Below are 17,328 nucleotides of genomic sequence, written 5' to 3' on the forward strand. Positions count from 1 at the left end.
TGAGGCACTCTGGTCCTCACGATGACCCCAGCCCAACCGCTGCTCGACGACCCCGGTGACCTCTCGGCCCTGCGCGCGACAGGCACCGACGCCGACGAGCTTTTCACCGCCTTCGCCGCATGGGCCGAGGGCAACGGGACCTCGCTGTACCCCGCGCAGGAAGAAGCGCTGATCGAGCTGGTCAGCGGCGCGAACGTCATTCTTGCGACGCCCACAGGTTCGGGCAAGTCGCTGGTGGCGACCGGTGCGCTGTACGCCACCTTGGCCGCCGGTCGGCGCAGCTACTACACCGCGCCCATCAAGGCGTTGGTCAGCGAGAAGTTCTTCGCGTTGTGCGAGGTGTTCGGCGCGGTGAACGTCGGCATGCTCACCGGCGACGCCTCGGTCAACGCGGACGCTCCGATCATCGCCTGCACCGCGGAGGTGCTGGCCAACATCGCGCTGCGCGAGGGAGCACAGGCCGATATCGCGCTGGTGGTGATGGACGAGTTCCATTTCTACGGCGACCCGGACCGGGGGTGGGCCTGGCAGGTACCACTCCTGGAACTGCCCCACGCCCAATTCCTGCTGATGTCAGCCACCCTCGGCGACGTCACCTTCCTGCGGGAGGACCTGACCCGGCGCACCGGCCGGCCGACAGCGCTGGTGGCCAACGCCGAGCGGCCGGTGCCGCTGTTCTACAGCTACGCGACGACGCCGATGCACGAGACGATCGGCGACCTCCTCGACACCAGACAGGCGCCGATCTACGTCGTGCACTTCACCCAGGCATCGGCGCTGGAGCGGGCGCAGGCCCTGATGAGCATCAACGTCAGCACCAAGCAGGAGAAGGCCGCGATCGCCGATCTGATCGGCGCGTTCCGGTTCTCCACGGCTTTCGGATCGACGCTGTCACGCCTGGTCCGGCACGGCATCGGTGTCCATCATGCCGGGATGCTCCCGAAGTACCGACGGCTGGTCGAACAGTTGGCGCAGGCCGGCTTGCTCAAGGTCATCTGCGGCACCGACACCCTCGGCGTCGGCATCAACGTCCCGATCCGGACGGTCGTCTTCTCGGCGCTGTCGAAGTACGACGGCACCCGTACCCGGCTGCTGAGCGCCCGCGAGTTCCACCAGATCGCCGGACGGGCCGGGCGGGCCGGCTACGACACCGCCGGCACCGTGGTCGTCGAAGCACCCGAGCACGAGGTGGAGAACCTCAAACAGTTCGCCAAGGTGGCCGACGACCCGAAGAAGCGCCGGAAGCTGGTGCGCCGAAAGGTACCCGAGGGCATGGTGCCGTGGAGCGAGAAGACCATGACCCGGCTGGTCGAGGCCGCACCAGAGCCGTTGACCAGCAACATGCGGGTGTCGACGGCGATGCTGCTCGATGTCGTCGATCGTCCCGGTGACCCGTTCGCCGCGATGCGCCGCCTGCTCACCGAGAACCACGAGCCACGCAAGCGACAACTGCAGCACATCCGTGAGGCGATCGGCATCGCTCGATCCCTGCTGCAGGCCGGTGTCGTGCAGCGGCTGGCCGCGCCCGATGCCGATGGACGCCGCTACCGACTCACCGTCGACCTGCCACCCGACTTCGCTCTCAACCAGCCGCTGTCGACGTTCGCGCTGGCTGCGGTCGGGGTGCTCGACCCGGACGCTGAAACCTATGCGCTCGACGTTGTTTCGGTGATCGAGGCGACGCTGGAGGACCCCCGCCAGATCCTGGCGGCGCAGCTGAACAAGGCCAGGGGCGAGGCCGTCGCCGCGATGAAGGCCGAGGGTATCGAGTACGACGAGCGCATCGAGTTGCTCGACGACGTGACGTATCCCAAGCCGCTCGACGAACTGCTGTCCCACACCTACGAGCTTTACCTGCAAAGCAATCCGTGGGCCGCCGACGCGCGTCTCTCGCCCAAGTCCGTAGTGCGCGAGATGTGGGAGCGGGCTTTCACGTTCAGGGAGTACATCAGCGTCTACGGGTTGACCCGGTCCGAGGGCGCGGTGCTGCGCTACCTGTCCGACGCGTTCAAGGCCTTGCGGTCCGGGGTGGCCTCCGCCGCCCGGACGGAGGAGGTCACCGACATCGTGGAGTGGCTCGGTGAGCTTGTGCGACAGGTGGATTCGAGCCTGCTCGACGAATGGGAGCAGCTCACCAGCCCCGACCAGCCCCTCGACGCGCCGGTGACGGTGCCGGCCCGTCCGCGTCCGCTGACGGGCAACGAGCGGGCGTTCACCGCGATGGTGCGCAATGCGTTGTTCCGGCGGGTGGAGTTGTTCGCGCGGCAGCGTTGGTATGACCTCGGCGAGTTGGACGGCGGTTCGGGTTGGACGTCCGAGCGGTGGGAGGAAGTCGTGCGCGCGTATTTCGACGAGCACGACGACGTGGGCACCGGCGCGGACGCCCGGGGGCCGGCACTGCTGCTCATCGACCGGCAGCCTGATCTCTGGCGGGTGCGGCAGATTCTCGACGACCCGGCCGGCGACCACGACTGGGGGTTCGACGTGGAGGTGGACCTGGAAGCCTCCGACGAGGAGGGCGCCGCGGTGCTACGCGTGGTCGACGCGGGCCGGATGGACTGAAACGCCCTACGGACCAACGCGGAGGACACACTGATATGGGTACCGTGGCTCGCGGTCATTTTGCCCTGGCCAGCAACCCGCCGGTGTCGACGAGTTCGATTCCGGCGTAGTGGATGGCGATAAGCCCCTTGCGCTCAAAGTCTTTCAGTATTTTGTTGAGCGAGGGCCGCTGGACGCCGAGCATCGCGGCCAGGGTGCGCTGCGCCAACGGGACAGCCCCGTCCAGTGACTCGTCGAGCAGCAACTGGGCGACCTGTGCCGGCAGGGGCCGACCGAGCATCGCGACCAGTCGCTCCTGTCCGGCGGAGACACGCTGCGCGACCGAGGACAGCCAGCGGCGGGCGATGTTGGGGCGAGTGGCCAGCAGGTGCTCGAATGCCGGGCGGTCCAGGTACAGGCAGGTGCAGTCGCCGAGAGCACGGGCCGTGTAGGCCATCGGCATCGCCAGCAACAGCGGGATGTCGCCATCCACATCTCCGGGGCGCAGCACATCGACCACCACCCGCCGCCGCCCCGAACCCACCGCGAGTTCAATGCGCCCCTGGCGCACGATCCAGACTCCCGCAGGCTGTTCTCCGGCGGCGAAGAGCACCTCGCCGGAGGCGAATTCTCTGGCGGCCAGCGTTCCGGCAAGCGCACTGACATCCTCGCGCAGCAGGGGGGCGGCCGGACCGCGTCCCACGCATCGGGCAACCCAGGCGGCGTGACGAATCTGCAGATCCTGTGGGCTCTCACCACCGGCGATGGCGCGCATGGCGTGGCGGATCGGGCCGTTGCGATCAGGCATGGCTCCCCTTCGGTCGTGCTGGCGATCCTGTCATCACGCTGACAATGCTGCGCGATGACTGTCAGCCTGCTGACACTGCGGCGGCGGGTCGCGGCAGTGCGCGTTCTCCTGTTCAGAGGACATATCCGTCCCCGTGAAGAAGGAGTGAGAGATGGCTACCTCATCAGAAGCACCGAGCACCCAGGCAAGGGCGAACAGCAAGGGCCCCGTCGCGGCTGCGGCGTGGGGCGCGGCCGCGGGCATCGGTGCGTCGGTGGTGATGGCGATGTTCGCGATGATCGCGGCGCTGACTTACCAGAACACCGGCTTCTTCACGCCGCTGTATCACATCGCGTCGACGCTGGCGCCCGGCGACGCGATGATGCAGTCCATGCAGTCGGCGATGGCCGGCGACTCGTTCACGTTCCTGTTGGGTCCGGCCGTACTGGGTGCCCTCATCCACATGGCGGTCGGCGCGGCCTACGGCGCGCTGTTCGGCGTCGTCGCCGGGCTGCTGCGCTGGCACGGAGCCGTCCTGGTGGGCGCGGCGGTGCTGTGGGGATTCGTGGTGTTCGCGGTGAGCGCGTGGGTCGGGCTGCCGATCGCGGCGTCGCTGTTCGGCGGCGGCGATCCGATCCGCAACATGGCCATGATGGTCGGCTACCCCACGTTCGTCGGTGAGCACCTTGCCTTTGGCGCGGTGCTGGGTCTGCTGCTCATCGCTCCGCTGCGCCGCGGCGTGATTCACTGATCTCATGCCCACCATCGATGTCGGTACCGTGGTCCAGCCACATCAACTGCACGCCATCGACGGAACCGCGGTGACGGTGCCCGATCCCCACCGGTTGGTGCACCTGCAGTTCCGCCGTTTCGCCGGGTGCCCGATCTGCCATCTGCATCTGCGGTCCGTCGTCGCGCGCCACGACGAGATCACCGCGGCCGGCATCAGGGAGGTCGTCGTGTTCCACTCTTCGGCCGATGCGCTGCGCGAGTACCAGGCCGACCTGCCGTTCGCCGTGATCGCCGACCCGCAGCGCGAGCTGTACCGGGAGTTCGGCGTGGAGTCCTCGGTGGCGTCGGTCGCCCATCCCCGCGCCTGGCTGGCCGCCGCACGCGGCGCGGCACGGCAGCGGTCGGTCACGGCGGGGCTGGGACGCGGGGAAGACCACTTCGGCAAGCCGGCCGACTTCCTCATCGGCTCCGACGGAACGGTGCTGGCGAGCAAGTACGGCGCGCACGCCGACGACCAGTGGCCAGTGACCGAGATCCTCGGTCTGGCAGAGCAGTTCACCAGCAGACAGCCAGGCGGACCCGACTAGTCTCCGGCCGCGACCAGGGACCGAAGCTGCAGGTCGGGATTGTCGCGTTGGACGTTCTCCAGGCGCCACTTGGTGGAGAACACGGCCAGGACGACACCGTCGGTGCGGGTGAACACCTCGACCGATGCCTGCTTGGCCAGCACCTCGACGTCGGCAGGGTCGGCGGCGCGGGCCACGGTGTATGGCAGTGGCTCGAGCTCGATCGGCGCGTTGAATTCCCCGGCCATCCGATGGCTGGCGACCTCGAACTGCATCGGGCCCACGGCGGCGAACACCGGAGCCTGATCCCCGCGCCGGTCCGAGCGCAGCACCTGGATGACGCCTTCCTGGTCGAGCTGTTCGATCCCTTTCCGAAACTGCTTGTGCTTGCTCGGATCGGTGCCACGCGCCACCGCGAAATGCTCCGGAGAGAAGCTCGGTATCGGCGGGTACTGCACTGGGATGTCGCGGTACAGGGTGTCCCCCGGCCGTAGCGTCGCGGCGTTGGCCAGCCCGATGACATCCCCCGGCCAGGCAGTGTCCAGTGTCGAGCGCTGCTGGCCGAAGACCGATTGCGCGTACTTGGTGACGAACGGCTTGCCGGTTGTGGCGTGAGTCAGGACGTCACCTCGTTCGAACGTGCCGGAACACACCCGGGCGTAGGCGATGCGGTCGCGGTGGGCGGAGTCCATCCCCGCCTGGACCTTGAACACGAAGGCGCTGAACGGTGTGGTGGCGTCGCGCCGATTGCCCTCGATGTCGAGCTGACCGTGCGGCGGTGGCGCCAGCTGGGCGAGCACGTCGAGGAGCTGGTTGACCCCGAAGTTGAGGATGGCCGAGGTGAAGAGGACCGGTGTCGACGTACACCGCAGGAACGATTCCCGGTCGAAGTCGGCACCGTCGGCGGACAGCAGCTCGGACTCCTCGAGCGCGTTGTCCCAGTCGCTTCCCGCGAACTCGTGGGCGCGGGAGGCATCGATGTGTTCTTCGGGCGCGGCGGTGGCACCGCCGGCGGTACGGGTGTACTTGATGTATGTACCGGTACGACGGTCGAGGACGCCCTTGAAGTCGCCGGCGATACCGACCGGCCAGGTCAACGGCGTGGTCTGCAACTGGATTCGCTCGTGGATCTCATCCATCAACTCCAGCGCGTCGCGACCCGGGCGGTCCCATTTGTTGATCACCGTGATGATCGGGATCCCGCGGTGACGGCAGACCTGGAAGAGCTTGAGTGTCTGCGGCTCCAGGCCCTTCGCAGCGTCGATGAGCATCACCGCCGAATCGACGGCGGTCAACACCCGGTAGGTGTCCTCGGAGAAGTCGGCGTGTCCGGGGGTGTCGAGCAGGTTGATGATGCAGGTATCTCCGCTATGGGTCTTGTACGGGAACTGCAGGGCCGTCGAGGTGATCGAGATCCCGCGGGCCTTCTCCATGTCCATCCAGTCGGAGACGGTGGCCCGTCGTCCGGCCTTGCCGTGAATGGCGCCCGCCTCGGTGATGGCCTTGGCGTGCAGCACGAGCGCCTCGGTCAACGTAGACTTGCCGGCGTCGGGATGGCTGATCACGGCGAACGTCCTACGACGTTGCGCTTCGGCAGAGATGCGGTCTGCCGCAGGCCCCGCGGTGGCCGTCGACACACCTGAGGCGGTATCGGTCATCAGAGCATCGATTCTATTGGCCGCGGCATCGGTAACGGTAATCGGCGACGCTCGCGTTTCGATTGCCCGTTCTGCGGCAACACTCCATCGCACGCGTCACAGACTCTGGAACCGGTGTCGACGCTGTGCAGCCGACGGAAGGATCACCACTATGGCACTCAACGACGACGACATCACCACCACCAGCGGTGGCGAAGGCCCCGCTGACGGCGGCTCCAACCCCGAAGGCCACGACGGCGGCGCCGACGGAACCGCGGGTGGCGAAGGCCCGGCCGACGGCGGCTCCAACCCCGAAGGCCACGACGGCGGCGCCGACGGAACCGCGGGTGGCGAAGGCCCCGCTGACGGCGGCTCCAACCCCGAAGGCCACGACGGCGGCGCCGACGGAACCGCCTGACCGCTTCGCGATGCTGAGCCGCTGCATCGCGACCGACCGGCACACGTTCGCCACCGAGCACTGGGGGCGTCGACCGCTGCTGAGCCGGTCCGAAACACTGCCCCGCGACTTCGTTGATCTGCTCTCGCCCGACATGGTCGATGAGCTGCTCGCCGAGCGCGGGGTGCGTGCTCCGTTCATCCGCCTCGGCCGCGACGGTGACCTGCTGGCCCGCGACTGCTACCTCGGTCCGGCGGGCTTCGGCGCGGAGATGGGTGATCAGGTCGATTCGGCAAAGGTGCTGGGCGAGTTCGCTTCCGGCGCAACGCTGGTACTGCAGGGACTGCACCGACTGTGGCCACCCCTGATCGACTTCGTCCGCCAGGCGGTCGACGACCTCGGGCATCCCGTTCAGGCCAACGCCTACATCACCCCACCGGGCAACCGCGGGTTCGATCCGCACTACGACATCCACGACGTGTTCGTCCTGCAGACGTCCGGCCACAAGCGCTGGGTCGTGCACGAACCGGTGCACACCCATCCCCTGCCGTCGCAGCCGTGGACAGATCACCGCGCCGCGATCACCGCGCGGGTGGCCGAGGACCCCGTCATCGACACCGTGCTGAACCCCGGGGACGCGCTGTACCTACCGCGCGGCTGGGTGCACTCCGCCCAGGCCATGGACATGACATCGATCCATTTGACGATCGGTGTCTCGGCTGTGACCGGTTTCGACGTGGCCCGCGCGGTCATCGATCAATTGGCGACCGTGGAGGCGTTCCGGGAGTCGCTGCCGCTCGGGCTCGATCCGACCGATCAGGATGAGATGCTGGCGACGGTGACCAAAGTGATGGCAGAGGTGGTCGGCACCCTGCGTGACGACGCAGCCGCACTCAGTGGTGGAGCCGCCGCCCGATTGGCGCGCCGGCACGCCGAGCGGACCCGGCCGGTCGCGGTTCGTCCGCTCGCCTCACTCGCCGCATCGGAGTCGGCCGGGACCACGCGTGTTCAGTGGCGACACGGACTCGTCGGCACCGTCGAGGATTCCGGCGACCGCGTGCTGCTGCGACTGCCCGACCGCGTCATGACGTTCCCGGCGTCGTGTGCGCCCGCTGTGCATGCGCTTCGCACCGGCGGCAGCACCGACGCCGGTTCTCTGCCGGGCCTCGACCGCGCCGACGCGACAGTGCTGATCCGCAGACTGCTGCGCGAGGCCGTCGTGGTTCCGGCGGCCGACCGCTGATGGGGACGACGAAGAGAATGCCGTGCAGTGACCAGTCGCTGGCTCGCGACGATCCGATGTACGGCACTGCATCGGCGGGATCGTCGTGGGTGCTTCTCGAATTGAGCGGGGGTTGGGGGCATTCCGCGTTCCTCAACTCACCGGCGGTGGTCGACCCCGCGCTGGGACGGGCCATCGTGCGTCGTGTGGAGAAGGCGGGCATGCGGATCGCCGCGATCCGCCGGCACGGTCGTCGTGACGGAGCGCCGCGGTGGAGGTGGTTCATCGCGCGGTCCGGTCTGGGAGACGAGGCGCTCTACGCCGGCGAGGTCGGTGGTCCGCACGACTACCTCGACCTCGCTCTCGACGGAACGGACGGGGCCCTGGTCAGCGATCCGGTGGTCGCCATCTGCGCACACGGTAAGCATGATCAGTGCTGCGCTGTCCGTGGGCGCGCTGCGACCGCGGCCATCGCCGCCGAGTTCCCCGAAATCACCTGGGAATGTTCCCATTTGGGTGGTGATCGGTTCGCAGCGACCATGCTGGTACTGCCGGAGGGGCTGTGCTACGGAAGGGTGGACACCACCGATTCGGCCGAGCTCGTCCGGCTCTATCTCGACGGTCGGTTGGACAACAGGCATCTCCGTGGGCGCACCAGCCTGCCGCATGCGGCGCAGGCCGCGCAGTACTTCGCCCGGGAGAAATACGGCGACGACCGCATCGCCGGATTGCCTCCGCTCGACGTCGAGCGCACCGATGGCGGGATCCGGGTGATGCTCGGTGGGGACGCAGGCCCGATCGAAGTCCGACTCCACGAGGAACTCACCGAACCGCTTCTGTCGCAATGCTCCGCGAAGGTCGCGGGTGCGGTCCGGGTGTTCACCCTGGCGGCCATCACGCAGGGGTAGGTCTTCTAAGCCCGCTTGACCTCCAGCGTCCGCTTGCGCAGACCCTTGGTGGCGGTGTCCATCAGCCCTTTGGCGCCCTGCCTGATCAGGAATCCCGGGAGCGGCGCAATCAGGTCGACGGTGAGCTCGAAGCGCACCAGCGTGGACGCATCACCGTGCGGCGTCAGGGTGTATCGCCCGCGCTGCGCGCGTTGCTGACCGGAGCTGACCAAGGTCCAGCTGACTCCCCCGTCGTCGAATACGTACTCCAGAACCTGCTCATCGCTGACCCCGACGATCTTGACAACCTGACGGGCTCTGGTCGGGCGGCCTTCGGCGTCCCGTTCGAGGATGTCGATCTCCTGATGGGCCGAAGACCACTGGGGCAGCGACTCCATGTCGACCAGCACGCTCATCACTTCGTCCGGTGTCGCCTCGATGGTCACTTCGCGGACTTCGGTGATGGCCATGCCGAGACCATAGCCGGGGCAATGCGGGCCCCAACAGTGGATTGCCTAGCATCGGGCAGATGGGAATACCCGCGGTCGACCCGACGTCCGGCTCGGCGTTGTTGCGAATCGGCGCGCGGCTGACGGGCAACACCCCTGGGCGGTGGGTGGCTCGCCGGGTCGCGCCCCGAGTCGACCGGCATCTGCTCCGGTGGAGCCGGGGACGGGTGTCGTCGGCCGTGGTGACCCCAGAACTATTGCTGGTGAGCACCGGCGCGAAGACCGGCCGGCGCAGGACCACCCCTCTGACGTACTTCACCGACGGTGACCGGGCCGTCGTGGTGGCATCGAACTACGGCGGCTCGCGCCACCCGGCGTGGTACTACAACGTGCTGGCCAACCCCCGCGTCACGATCTCCGCCGGCGGGTACACCGGGACGTTCGTCGGGCACGAGGCCTCCGGGGCGGAGCGGGATCGACTGTGGAACCTTGCGAAGAGCTTCATCCCCTCGTATGCCGACTACGAGCGGCTCGCGGGCGGACGGACGATCCCGGTGCTGACGTTCACCGAGACCGACTGACCGGCACCGCGTCGCGCTGTTGTCAGAATGCTTGTCGGAGAGCCGAACACTGCGTGACGACTCGGGGCGCGGGGAGACCACCGAGGAATCGTTGCGCGCCTTCGCCAAGGCTCTCGCGCTCATCCCGTGGACGATCAACGATGCCGCCATCATGCACGCACAGGTCGATGCGGGCGCAGACGGCATCATCATTGATTACCCGAGCCGGTTGCGTTCGGTGACGGCCGAGTGGGGACCAATATCGTCAGTGCCACAGCAAATTCCGCGATCCCGGCTCAGCCGACGGCTGACCGCGCTAACCTACGGCCACCAGAGAAATCGAGCCGCAGAGGGTCGGCCCATGAGTAGCGCCGCAGAACGTGCCGCCCAACTCGATCTCGTCGCGCGTCTCAAATCCGCGTATCCCGAGCTGCCCGATGCGCCGACTCCCGACCTTGTCGATCACGACCGCTTCGTCGCCTACATGAAGCCGGTGCACGACGTCGGTGGTGAACCCGACGCCCCGATGAAGTATGAGAACAAGGACTACGAGTACTGGGAGCACATGACCTATGTGATCTGCGAAGTCCTTGCCTGGCGGGGCATCTGGCTCTCGGAGGAGCGGCGCCGGATCGGCAACGTCGACGTGGGCCGCGCGGTGTACCTGGGTTTCCCGTACTACGGTCGCTGGCTGTTGTCCGTGGCGCGGGTGCTGATCGAGAAGCACCACATCGGCCTCACCGAGCTCAGTGAGCGGATGGCCGAGGTCAAAGAGCGTTATGCCGGTGGGCTCGAGGGGAAGACCCTACGGGCGCGCCCCAAGGGCGAAGGCGACGGCGCTGCGGTCAGACGCAACAGTCACATCGTCCACGCGGTGGGCAAAGGTGATCCGCAGGTGTACGCCGGGATGGCCGGTGAACCCAAGTTCAAGGTGGGAGATCCCGTCGTCGTGCGGGAGTTGCCGGTGCTGTTCTACACCCGCACGCCGGAGTATGTGCGCGGCGCCAACGGGGTGATCGACGCGGTGGCCTACGAGAGCCCGGCTGCCGAGGACGAGACGTGGGACATCCCCGACGCCAAGCCCGAATGGTTCTATGTCGTCCGGTTCCGGATGTCCGAGTTGTGGAACGACTTCAACGGGCCGGCCTCCGACAGCCTCCGCACAGAGATACCGGAGCGCTGGCTGCAGGCCGGATGAGCGGAGGAACATGACAGACCACAACCACAACCACAACCACAACCACGACCACGACCACGACCGCACCGTGAAGCCGATGGTCGACGAGATCACCGACTTCGAGGTCCTGGAGATCGCGCTGCGCGAGCTGTGCATCGAAAAAGGCATCTTCACCGCCGAAGAGCACCGCAGGTTCACCGAATTCGCCGAGCAGATCGGCCCCAGCCCTGCTGCCCGCCTTGTCGCCCGCGCCTGGCTCGACCCGAACTTCAAGAGGCTTGCCCTCACCGAGCCGATGACGGCCAGCAAAGAGGTCGGTGTCGATTGGCTCGAGCCGACCGGCTTCGGCACCCCGAGCGATTTCACGGCGTTCCAGATCCTCGAAGACACCCCGACGGTGCATCACGTCATCGTGTGTGCGCTCTGCTCGTGTTATCCGCGCCCCATCCTCGGCAACTCACCGGAGTGGTACCGCACGCCCAATTACCGGCGACGCCTTGTGCGTTGGCCGCGACAGGTGCTGGCGGAGTTCGGCCTCTACCTGACCGACGACGTGGAGGTCCGCGTACAGGACTCCAACCAGAAGCACCGCTTCATGGTCATGCCGGTCCGTCCCGAAGGCACCGACGGCTGGACCGAGGATCAGCTGACCGAGATCGTCACCCGCGACTGCCTGATCGGCGTGGCACTGCCCAAGCCCGGCGTGACGACCAATGTCATCACCGACACCCGCGCCGCCGTGCACCCGGCAGGTGACTGACCGTGGAGCCGAACGTGGACAGCGAGGCACTGAAACAGATCGTCGCGGGCCATCAGGTGTGGCCGACGGTGGCGGCCAAGTACGGCGTCGAGAACCCGGTGCCGCCGTGGAAGACCAGCCTCGACGGTCTCTGCGATGCGCTGGACCGGGCTGCCTGTGACACCCCGGCACCGAGTTTCAAGGAGCGTCGCGACGAGGAGGACGTGCTCGCGGCGACAGTGTATTCCGACCTTCCCTACCCGGAGAGCCAGCTCGTTTCCCTGGCCCACTCACTGATGGCCCGCGGTCTGATCACCGAATCAGAACTGCAACAGAAACTCGCCGCGATCCGGGCGCGGCTCGAGGCCTGAAGGTCAGGCCCGTCACCCCTGTCGGAGTGTTAGCACGGTGATCTCGCTGGGGGCGAACACCCGGAACGGCGGCCCCCAGAACCCGGTGCCCCTGCTGGTGTAGAGCTGGGTGCGTTCGCCGTGGGCGCTCAGACCGGCGACCACCGGCTGATCGAGTCGGACCAGGAAGTTGAACGGCCAGATCTGCCCGCCATGGGTGTGCCCGGAGATCTGCAGATCCACGCCGGCGCTCACCGCGCTGGTGATCTGTTTGGGCTGGTGTGCGAGTAGCAGCACCGGCAACGCGGGATCACAATCTGCCAGCGCCACCTCAAGATTCTCACCGTGCCCGTCGACGCCGGATGCGTGAGCGGTCGCGTCGTCCACCCCGGCGATCACGAGCTGATCGCCGCCCCGTTCGACGAGGATGTGCCTGTTGTGCAGCGCATCCCAGCCGATTCGCGCCATGTAGTCCAGCCAGCCCTGCGCCTCGCTGAAGTACTCATGGTTGCCGGTGACGTAGACCCGCGCGAGCTCACCTCGCGCCGCGGCCAGTGGAGCCACCTGCTGTTCGCGCACCGCCACGGCACCGTCGGCCAGATCGCCGACGTGGCACACGATGTCTGCGTCGAGCGAGTTGACCCGCTCCGCCACGGCTGCCGACCAGCGGGCTCGGTCGATCGGTCCATAATGGGTGTCGGTGATCATCACCACCCTCAGACCGTCCAACCCGCCGCCGAGCCTGGAGATCCTGACGTCGACGTTCTTGATCCGTGGCACCCGCATCGCTTCGACGTAGCCCCACACGAGCAGCACCGCGACCACGACGAGAACCGAGGCGGCCACCACGCGCGCTCTGAGGGGATCCTCGACGCCCGATGCCAGCAGCCCCAGCCGCAGCAGCAGCGACAGCACCGACCAGACGAACAACACCCAGACCACACCCAGCAGTGCGTCGCCGATCCTGGCTGCCCAATCCCGATGCCTCGGGCCGTGTCCGGCGATCACCGCTGCCGGCAACGCCACGAATGCAGCCAGGAACACCAGCGAGCCGGCCACCACCACGGCGCCGGGCCATTGCGTTCCCGCCGACAGCAGCGTCCACCACGGCACCCCGAACAGGGTCACCATGATCGTGGACACGACGATTCGGCGCAGCCAGCGCCGACGCGACCGCCGTCGCGCGACGGGTCTGGTCTGAACCGAGTGCGACTCTGGCATGGCGGGGCGCCTCATTCTCTGTCTGCGGGGTCATCGACGACGCTACCTGCATCCCCGCACCGGCGACTTCGGCGTGGTTCTCGCCGCTCAGCGACGACGAACACGCCCGAGTCGCGGCGCCTTGGTCATCGAGTGCCGATGAAGTTCCACGAACCGGCGAGAACCGCGACGGTGATCGCCGTGGCCGCGACGCCGACGCCGGCGAGCACCAGGGCGACCTCGCGGACCCCGAAGACCGACGGACGCGCCCAGGTACGGTCGGTGCGCGCCCCGAATCCGCGCGCCTCCATCGCGGTGGCGAGCTTCGACCCACGGCGCACCGCGAACACCAGCAACGCGAACGCCTGTCCGGCGAAGCGCCGGATCCGGCCGTCGTCACCGATTCCCCGCGCCCGGCGCGCATGGCCGAGGTACTGCCAGTCCTGGTTGAGCAGTCCGACCAGACGCATTCCGGCGAGCGCGCCCAGCACGAATCGGGCGGGCAGCCGCAGTGTCTGGCCGAGACCGTCGGCGAGTTCGGTGGGCTGCACGTCGACGAACAGGAACACCGACGGCAGGGCGATGGCCAGTACCCGTAGAAACGTGGCGACCGCCAGCGTGATCGAGCCGTCGCTGACGTTCACCAGCAGGAAATGCCAGTACACCGTGCCGCTCGGTTGGCCGTAGAGCAGGATTGTGACAGCAGTGAGTCCCGCAGCGACAACGATCAACGCACCGCGAAAAAGCAACGTACGCAACCGAACACCGAGCACCAGGATGAGCACGAGCTCGAGAACGAGCGCGGTCAGCGCCGAGACCCAGTCCACGCTGAGCACCAGAGCAGCCGCAATCACCAGGGCGGTGAGCAGCTTGGCGACCGGGTTGAGCGCACGTCCGGCGTCGGAGTCCGGGGGCGCGCCACTGGGGGCCGTCATCGCGGCGGCTCCACGACGGCTTCGGTTTCTCCCGCGGTCAGTTCGATGTGGTGGTCGGCCAGCAGGTCGACAAAATCGAGGTCGTGGGTGATGGCCACGACCGCGGTGCCCCGGTCGGCAATCTCGGCGAGCAGCCGGATCAGTTCCTCCCAGGTGCGCCGGTCCTGCCCGAACGTGGGCTCGTCGAGGATGATCAGCTTCGGCGCGGTCGCGAGCACCGTGGCCACCGACAGCCGACGCTTCTCACCTCCGGACAGCGTGAACGGATTTGCCTGGGCGAGGTGGGCCAGGCGCATCCGCTCGAGGAGCGTGTCGGTGAGCGCGAGCGTCTCCGAACGGCCGCGGCGGAGCGTACGCGGCCCCAGTGCGACCTCCTCTCGCACTGTGCCGGTGAGGAATTGGTGTTCCGGGTCCTGGAACACGCTGCCGATCCGGCTCAGCAGCTCCCTGGACCGCCAGCGGATGGGTTCGCGACGGTCGGGTTGCGGCGACATCGCGACGGCCGCCTCGAGTCGACCTGCCAACGGCGCTAGCAGGCCCCCGACCGTCAGCGCCAGCGTGGTTTTGCCGGCACCGTTCGGTCCGGTGATCACCGTCGTTCGGGCACTGGACATCTCGAAGTGCAGCCCGGAGTGGACGGGCATGCCGGCGTGGTGTCCGAACGCCAGCCCGGCAGCCGTCATCAGCGATTCGGTGTGCACCATCCGACTACGGTTGATCTGCGGACGTGGCGCACCCGGCACCCACACGCCCGAACGCACCAGATGATCGTGCTCACGCCGCAACGTCTCGTCTGGTGTGCCGTCGGCGAGCACCTGACCATCGGCACCGAGCACGATGACCCTGTCGATGACGGGAAGCCAGGCCTCGGTCCGGTGTTCGATGACGACCAGCGTCGCCCCCGACTGTTCCACGGTCGCGGCGATCGCGTCGCGCACTTCGATGACACCGGCGGGGTCCAGGTTGGCGGTCGGCTCGTCCAACAGGATCAGGCCAGGGTTCATCGCGATCACCCCGGCCAGCGCCAGGCGCTGCTTCTGACCGCCGGAGAGCTCCGATGTCGATCTCGACAGCGGCTGGCTCAGACCCACCGTGTGCAGCGCCTCGGCGACTCGGGGCCAGATCTGCTCCCGCGGAACGCCGAAGTTCTCCATTCCGAACGCGACGTCGTCACCGACACGCGACAGGATCACCTGTGAGTCGGGATCCTGCAGCACCATGCCGGCACGTTCACGCCGCTGCCCGGGGGCTGCCCCGTCGATCAGCAGGCGCCCGGCCTCGTGTCCTTCCTCGGAACCCCCGAGTAACCCGGCCAGACCGTGCAGGAGCGTCGACTTTCCCGCCCCCGATGGGCCCAGCAGCAGCACCCGCTCGCCAGGCTCGATCGAAAGGTCGAGGTGGCGCACGGCCCAGTCGGGCCGCCCGGCGTGACGCCAGCCCCAGTCCCGGGCCGTGACGGCGGCCCCGCCGCGGGGTGAGTTCATCGGAGGTCGCGTTGCGCCACCCTGCCCGAGTCGAATCGGCTCAGCGCGCCGGTCTTGGCCAACGCCCGCACGCCCAGCCAGGACAGCAGGCCGGCGAGCACGACGCCGGAGATGACGCCCGAGATCGTGTAGATCACAGCGAACGCGGTGGCCGCGCCCGGGTACCAGAGAATCAGTTCGTTGACGGCCATGGCGAGGCCGGCGGCGGCTCCTGCCAGCAGCGCCACCGGCAGATTCCACCGGCGGTAGAGGAACAGCGCGAACACCAGCTCGGCAGCCAGGCCTTGGACCAGGCCTGATTCCAGCGTGAGCACGCCCCACTGGTTGCCGACCAGAGCCGAGACGGTGGCGGCCACCATCTCCCCGTACAGCGCCGCGCCCGGTTTACGGATGACCAGCGCGGTGAGCACCCCGGCGAAGAGCCACACACCGCCGATACTGGCTTGCAGGCCGGGAAGCAGCGCCGCCAGCGGGGCACCGATCGGGTTGGATGCGATGTTCCACAGCACGAAGATCAGCCCCGCCGCCACCGCCAGCACACTCGCGACGACGATGTCGACGACCCGCCACCGCATCGAGCGTGGGCCGGCCGGCGCCGGGTCGTCCAGCCCAGCCGATGGTTCGGGCTGTCGATCGCTCACGCGGACTCCTTCACTGACACCGTGGGTGAGCGCTCATTATGGACCGCCGCCGGATCCCCGTGTAGGCGCCGTCGGGTGCGGCCGAGGGAGCATGATGAATTGCAGCGGCGGCCGCTCGCCCGCCCGACCACCCGAGGAGGCTTGTGACGGACTGGATAGTCGGGGTCGCCGGCGCCCTGATCGTGGCCGCGGTGATGCGCGACGTGTTCCACACGTTGTTCCACCCGATCGGTCACGGCAGCATCGCTCCCAAAGTGATGAAGTTCGTCTGGTGGCTACTGCGGGTGTTCCACCCGGATCGCCGGATCGCCTCGATGACGGGTCCGCTGGGCATCGCGTTGGTGGTGCTGACATGGGGCGCAATGGCAGTCCTGGGCTGGGCGATGCTGTATTTCGCACTGATGCCGGAGGGTTTCGCCTTCAGCTCAGAACTCAGCCCTGCCGAACGCAACCCGGTGTTCGACTCACTGTATGTATCGCTGGTCACCATCGGCACCCTCGGGTTCGGGGACATCGTGCCGACGTTGCCGTGGCTTCGGGTGATCGTGCCGCTGGAGTCGCTTTTCGGGTTCATGCTGCTCACCGCAGCCGTGTCCTGGGTGCTGCAGATCTATCCCACGCTTCACCGCAGACGCGTGGTGGCGTTGCAACTCTCGACGCTGCGCGAGGCCCGCCGGGCGCAACCCAGCCTGGGAATAGACAGCGTTCCCACCGGCGTCCTCACCGGGCTGGCCAGCGCGATCGTGGAGGTCCGCAACGATTTCAACCAGGACGGGGCAACGTACTACTTCCGCGATCTCGAAGCTGACGCATCGCTGGCCGTGTCGATCCAGTACGCCACCCAGCTCGCCGACGAGGCCGCCGAGAGCGAGCATCCGCAGATGCGTCTGGCAGGCGCGCTACTCGCGGCCGCGGTCGACAGCCTCGCCGGCCTATTGGACGCGGAGTTCCTGCAACTCGGCGGCGACACCGCGGCCGTGATCAAGGCCTACGCCGCGGATCACCGACACCCCGGCTGAACTGT

At 67.7% G+C, this 17,328-nt stretch carries 18 protein-coding genes and 1 pseudogene; 12 read left to right on the top strand and 7 right to left on the bottom strand.

Translation table 11 applies throughout. The features are described from left to right. Window positions 1-21 precede the first annotated feature (21 nt). Window positions 22-2,562, top strand: a complete 2,541-nt coding sequence (locus BEMPMBAN_RS18750) for a DEAD/DEAH box helicase (protein WP_159232767.1) — start codon at window positions 22-24, stop codon at window positions 2,560-2,562. A 55-nt stretch (window positions 2,563-2,617) separates the two neighbouring features. Here BEMPMBAN_RS18750 and BEMPMBAN_RS18755 read toward each other — a convergent pair whose 3' ends face one another. After that, the gene (locus tag BEMPMBAN_RS18755; protein ID WP_159232768.1) at window positions 2,618-3,349 is read right to left on the bottom strand and encodes a Crp/Fnr family transcriptional regulator; all 732 of its coding nucleotides are present in this window, start codon (window positions 3,347-3,349) and stop codon (window positions 2,618-2,620) included. Between the two features lie 151 nt (window positions 3,350-3,500). Between BEMPMBAN_RS18755 and BEMPMBAN_RS18760 the strand changes: the two genes are divergently transcribed. Both BEMPMBAN_RS18760 and BEMPMBAN_RS18765 read left to right on the top strand, forming a co-directional pair. Next, window positions 3,501-4,079, top strand: a complete 579-nt coding sequence (locus tag BEMPMBAN_RS18760) for a hypothetical protein (RefSeq protein ID WP_234897562.1) — start codon at window positions 3,501-3,503, stop codon at window positions 4,077-4,079. A 4-nt stretch (window positions 4,080-4,083) separates the two neighbouring features. Beyond that, on the top strand, window positions 4,084-4,647 hold the full coding sequence (locus tag BEMPMBAN_RS18765) for a peroxiredoxin-like family protein (protein WP_159232769.1): 564 nt from the start codon (window positions 4,084-4,086) through the stop codon (window positions 4,645-4,647). Here BEMPMBAN_RS18765 and BEMPMBAN_RS18770 read toward each other — a convergent pair. After that, entirely contained in the window at window positions 4,644-6,284 is a 1,641-nt protein-coding gene (locus BEMPMBAN_RS18770) for a peptide chain release factor 3 (protein WP_159232770.1), read from the bottom strand. The two genes, BEMPMBAN_RS18765 and BEMPMBAN_RS18770, sit on opposite strands and share 4 nt — an antisense overlap. A gap of 151 nt (window positions 6,285-6,435) precedes the next feature. Between BEMPMBAN_RS18770 and BEMPMBAN_RS18775 the strand changes: the two genes are divergently transcribed. Genes BEMPMBAN_RS18775 through BEMPMBAN_RS18785 form a run of 3 tightly spaced genes read left to right on the top strand, consistent with a single transcriptional unit; the run spans window position 6,436 to window position 8,790 of the window. Beyond that, entirely contained in the window at window positions 6,436-6,681 is a 246-nt protein-coding gene (locus BEMPMBAN_RS18775; protein ID WP_159232771.1) for a BatC protein, read from the top strand. A gap of 10 nt (window positions 6,682-6,691) precedes the next feature. Further along, complete coding sequence (locus BEMPMBAN_RS18780; RefSeq protein WP_159232772.1) at window positions 6,692-7,903, top strand: cupin domain-containing protein; 1,212 nt, start codon at window positions 6,692-6,694, stop codon at window positions 7,901-7,903. After that, on the top strand, window positions 7,903-8,790 hold the full coding sequence (locus BEMPMBAN_RS18785) for a ferredoxin family protein (RefSeq protein ID WP_159232773.1): 888 nt from the start codon (window positions 7,903-7,905) through the stop codon (window positions 8,788-8,790). The genes BEMPMBAN_RS18780 and BEMPMBAN_RS18785 overlap by 1 nt, the downstream gene beginning before the upstream one ends. 5 nt (window positions 8,791-8,795) lie before the next feature. On the opposite strand, the gene BEMPMBAN_RS18790 is transcribed toward BEMPMBAN_RS18785, so the two are convergent. Continuing rightward, window positions 8,796-9,239, bottom strand: a complete 444-nt coding sequence (locus BEMPMBAN_RS18790; protein ID WP_159232774.1) for an SRPBCC family protein — start codon at window positions 9,237-9,239, stop codon at window positions 8,796-8,798. 59 nt (window positions 9,240-9,298) lie between these two features. Between BEMPMBAN_RS18790 and BEMPMBAN_RS18795 the strand changes: the two genes are divergently transcribed. The 5 genes and pseudogenes from BEMPMBAN_RS18795 (at window position 9,299) to BEMPMBAN_RS18815 (ending at window position 12,065) form a co-directional block, all read left to right on the top strand. Then, window positions 9,299-9,799, top strand: a complete 501-nt coding sequence (locus tag BEMPMBAN_RS18795; RefSeq protein WP_159232775.1) for a nitroreductase/quinone reductase family protein — start codon at window positions 9,299-9,301, stop codon at window positions 9,797-9,799. Window positions 9,800-9,911: 112 nt separating this feature from the next. Further along, a pseudogene (locus BEMPMBAN_RS18800) lies at window positions 9,912-10,028 on the top strand (glycerophosphodiester phosphodiesterase); the annotation flags it as partial. 111 nt (window positions 10,029-10,139) lie between these two features. Beyond that, the gene (locus tag BEMPMBAN_RS18805; protein ID WP_159232776.1) at window positions 10,140-10,976 is read left to right on the top strand and encodes an SH3-like domain-containing protein; all 837 of its coding nucleotides are present in this window, start codon (window positions 10,140-10,142) and stop codon (window positions 10,974-10,976) included. Between the two features lie 10 nt (window positions 10,977-10,986). Beyond that, a complete protein-coding gene (scnC, locus tag BEMPMBAN_RS18810; RefSeq protein ID WP_159232777.1) occupies window positions 10,987-11,715 on the top strand; it encodes a thiocyanate hydrolase subunit gamma in 729 nt (242 codons plus the stop codon). A 2-nt stretch (window positions 11,716-11,717) separates the two neighbouring features. After that, window positions 11,718-12,065, top strand: a complete 348-nt coding sequence (locus BEMPMBAN_RS18815; protein WP_159232778.1) for a thiocyanate hydrolase — start codon at window positions 11,718-11,720, stop codon at window positions 12,063-12,065. Window positions 12,066-12,077: 12 nt separating this feature from the next. Here BEMPMBAN_RS18815 and BEMPMBAN_RS18820 read toward each other — a convergent pair whose 3' ends face one another. The 4 genes from BEMPMBAN_RS18820 to BEMPMBAN_RS18835 all read right to left on the bottom strand — a co-directional run bounded on the left by BEMPMBAN_RS18820 (window position 12,078) and on the right by BEMPMBAN_RS18835 (window position 16,238). Further along, window positions 12,078-13,265 (bottom strand): metallophosphoesterase, encoded by a 1,188-nt coding sequence (locus BEMPMBAN_RS18820; protein ID WP_159232779.1) that lies wholly within the window; start codon window positions 13,263-13,265, stop codon window positions 12,078-12,080. 125 nt (window positions 13,266-13,390) lie between these two features. Beyond that, a complete protein-coding gene (locus BEMPMBAN_RS18825) occupies window positions 13,391-14,179 on the bottom strand; it encodes an energy-coupling factor transporter transmembrane component T family protein (RefSeq protein ID WP_159232780.1) in 789 nt (262 codons plus the stop codon). After that, window positions 14,176-15,663, bottom strand: a complete 1,488-nt coding sequence (locus BEMPMBAN_RS18830) for an ABC transporter ATP-binding protein (RefSeq protein WP_159232781.1) — start codon at window positions 15,661-15,663, stop codon at window positions 14,176-14,178. Before BEMPMBAN_RS18830 ends, BEMPMBAN_RS18825 begins: the two co-directional genes overlap by 4 nt. Continuing rightward, window positions 15,660-16,238 (bottom strand): ECF transporter S component, encoded by a 579-nt coding sequence (locus BEMPMBAN_RS18835; protein ID WP_159232825.1) that lies wholly within the window; start codon window positions 16,236-16,238, stop codon window positions 15,660-15,662. Before BEMPMBAN_RS18835 ends, BEMPMBAN_RS18830 begins: the two co-directional genes overlap by 4 nt. 209 nt (window positions 16,239-16,447) lie before the next feature. Here BEMPMBAN_RS18835 and BEMPMBAN_RS18840 point away from each other — a divergent pair, with 209 nt between their 5' ends. Continuing rightward, entirely contained in the window at window positions 16,448-17,323 is an 876-nt protein-coding gene (locus BEMPMBAN_RS18840; protein WP_234897563.1) for a potassium channel family protein, read from the top strand. Window positions 17,324-17,328: the final 5 nt, after the last annotated feature.

Origin of the sequence: Mycolicibacterium austroafricanum, assembly GCF_902705885.1 — a bacterium.
Classification (GTDB): Bacteria; Actinomycetota; Actinomycetes; order Mycobacteriales; family Mycobacteriaceae; genus Mycobacterium; species Mycobacterium vanbaalenii_A.

Bases quoted from the DNA above. Each gene is read 5' to 3' on its own strand.
- BEMPMBAN_RS18750 (WP_159232767.1), top strand. From the start codon at position 22: ATGACCCCAGCCCAACCGCTGCTCGACGACCCCGGTGACCTCTCGGCC.
- BEMPMBAN_RS18755 (WP_159232768.1), bottom strand. From the start codon at position 3,349: ATGCCTGATCGCAACGGCCCGATCCGCCACGCCATGCGCGCCATCGCC.
- BEMPMBAN_RS18760 (WP_234897562.1), top strand. From the start codon at position 3,501: ATGGCTACCTCATCAGAAGCACCGAGCACCCAGGCAAGGGCGAACAGC.
- BEMPMBAN_RS18765 (WP_159232769.1), top strand. From the start codon at position 4,084: ATGCCCACCATCGATGTCGGTACCGTGGTCCAGCCACATCAACTGCAC.
- BEMPMBAN_RS18770 (WP_159232770.1), bottom strand. From the start codon at position 6,284: ATGACCGATACCGCCTCAGGTGTGTCGACGGCCACCGCGGGGCCTGCG.
- BEMPMBAN_RS18775 (WP_159232771.1), top strand. From the start codon at position 6,436: ATGGCACTCAACGACGACGACATCACCACCACCAGCGGTGGCGAAGGC.
- BEMPMBAN_RS18780 (WP_159232772.1), top strand. From the start codon at position 6,692: ATGCTGAGCCGCTGCATCGCGACCGACCGGCACACGTTCGCCACCGAG.
- BEMPMBAN_RS18785 (WP_159232773.1), top strand. From the start codon at position 7,903: ATGGGGACGACGAAGAGAATGCCGTGCAGTGACCAGTCGCTGGCTCGC.
- BEMPMBAN_RS18790 (WP_159232774.1), bottom strand. From the start codon at position 9,239: ATGGCCATCACCGAAGTCCGCGAAGTGACCATCGAGGCGACACCGGAC.
- BEMPMBAN_RS18795 (WP_159232775.1), top strand. From the start codon at position 9,299: ATGGGAATACCCGCGGTCGACCCGACGTCCGGCTCGGCGTTGTTGCGA.
- BEMPMBAN_RS18805 (WP_159232776.1), top strand. From the start codon at position 10,140: ATGAGTAGCGCCGCAGAACGTGCCGCCCAACTCGATCTCGTCGCGCGT.
- scnC (WP_159232777.1), top strand. From the start codon at position 10,987: ATGACAGACCACAACCACAACCACAACCACAACCACGACCACGACCAC.
- BEMPMBAN_RS18820 (WP_159232779.1), bottom strand. From the start codon at position 13,265: ATGCCAGAGTCGCACTCGGTTCAGACCAGACCCGTCGCGCGACGGCGG.
- BEMPMBAN_RS18825 (WP_159232780.1), bottom strand. From the start codon at position 14,179: ATGACGGCCCCCAGTGGCGCGCCCCCGGACTCCGACGCCGGACGTGCG.
- BEMPMBAN_RS18830 (WP_159232781.1), bottom strand. From the start codon at position 15,663: ATGAACTCACCCCGCGGCGGGGCCGCCGTCACGGCCCGGGACTGGGGC.
- BEMPMBAN_RS18835 (WP_159232825.1), bottom strand. From the start codon at position 16,238: ATGCGGTGGCGGGTCGTCGACATCGTCGTCGCGAGTGTGCTGGCGGTG.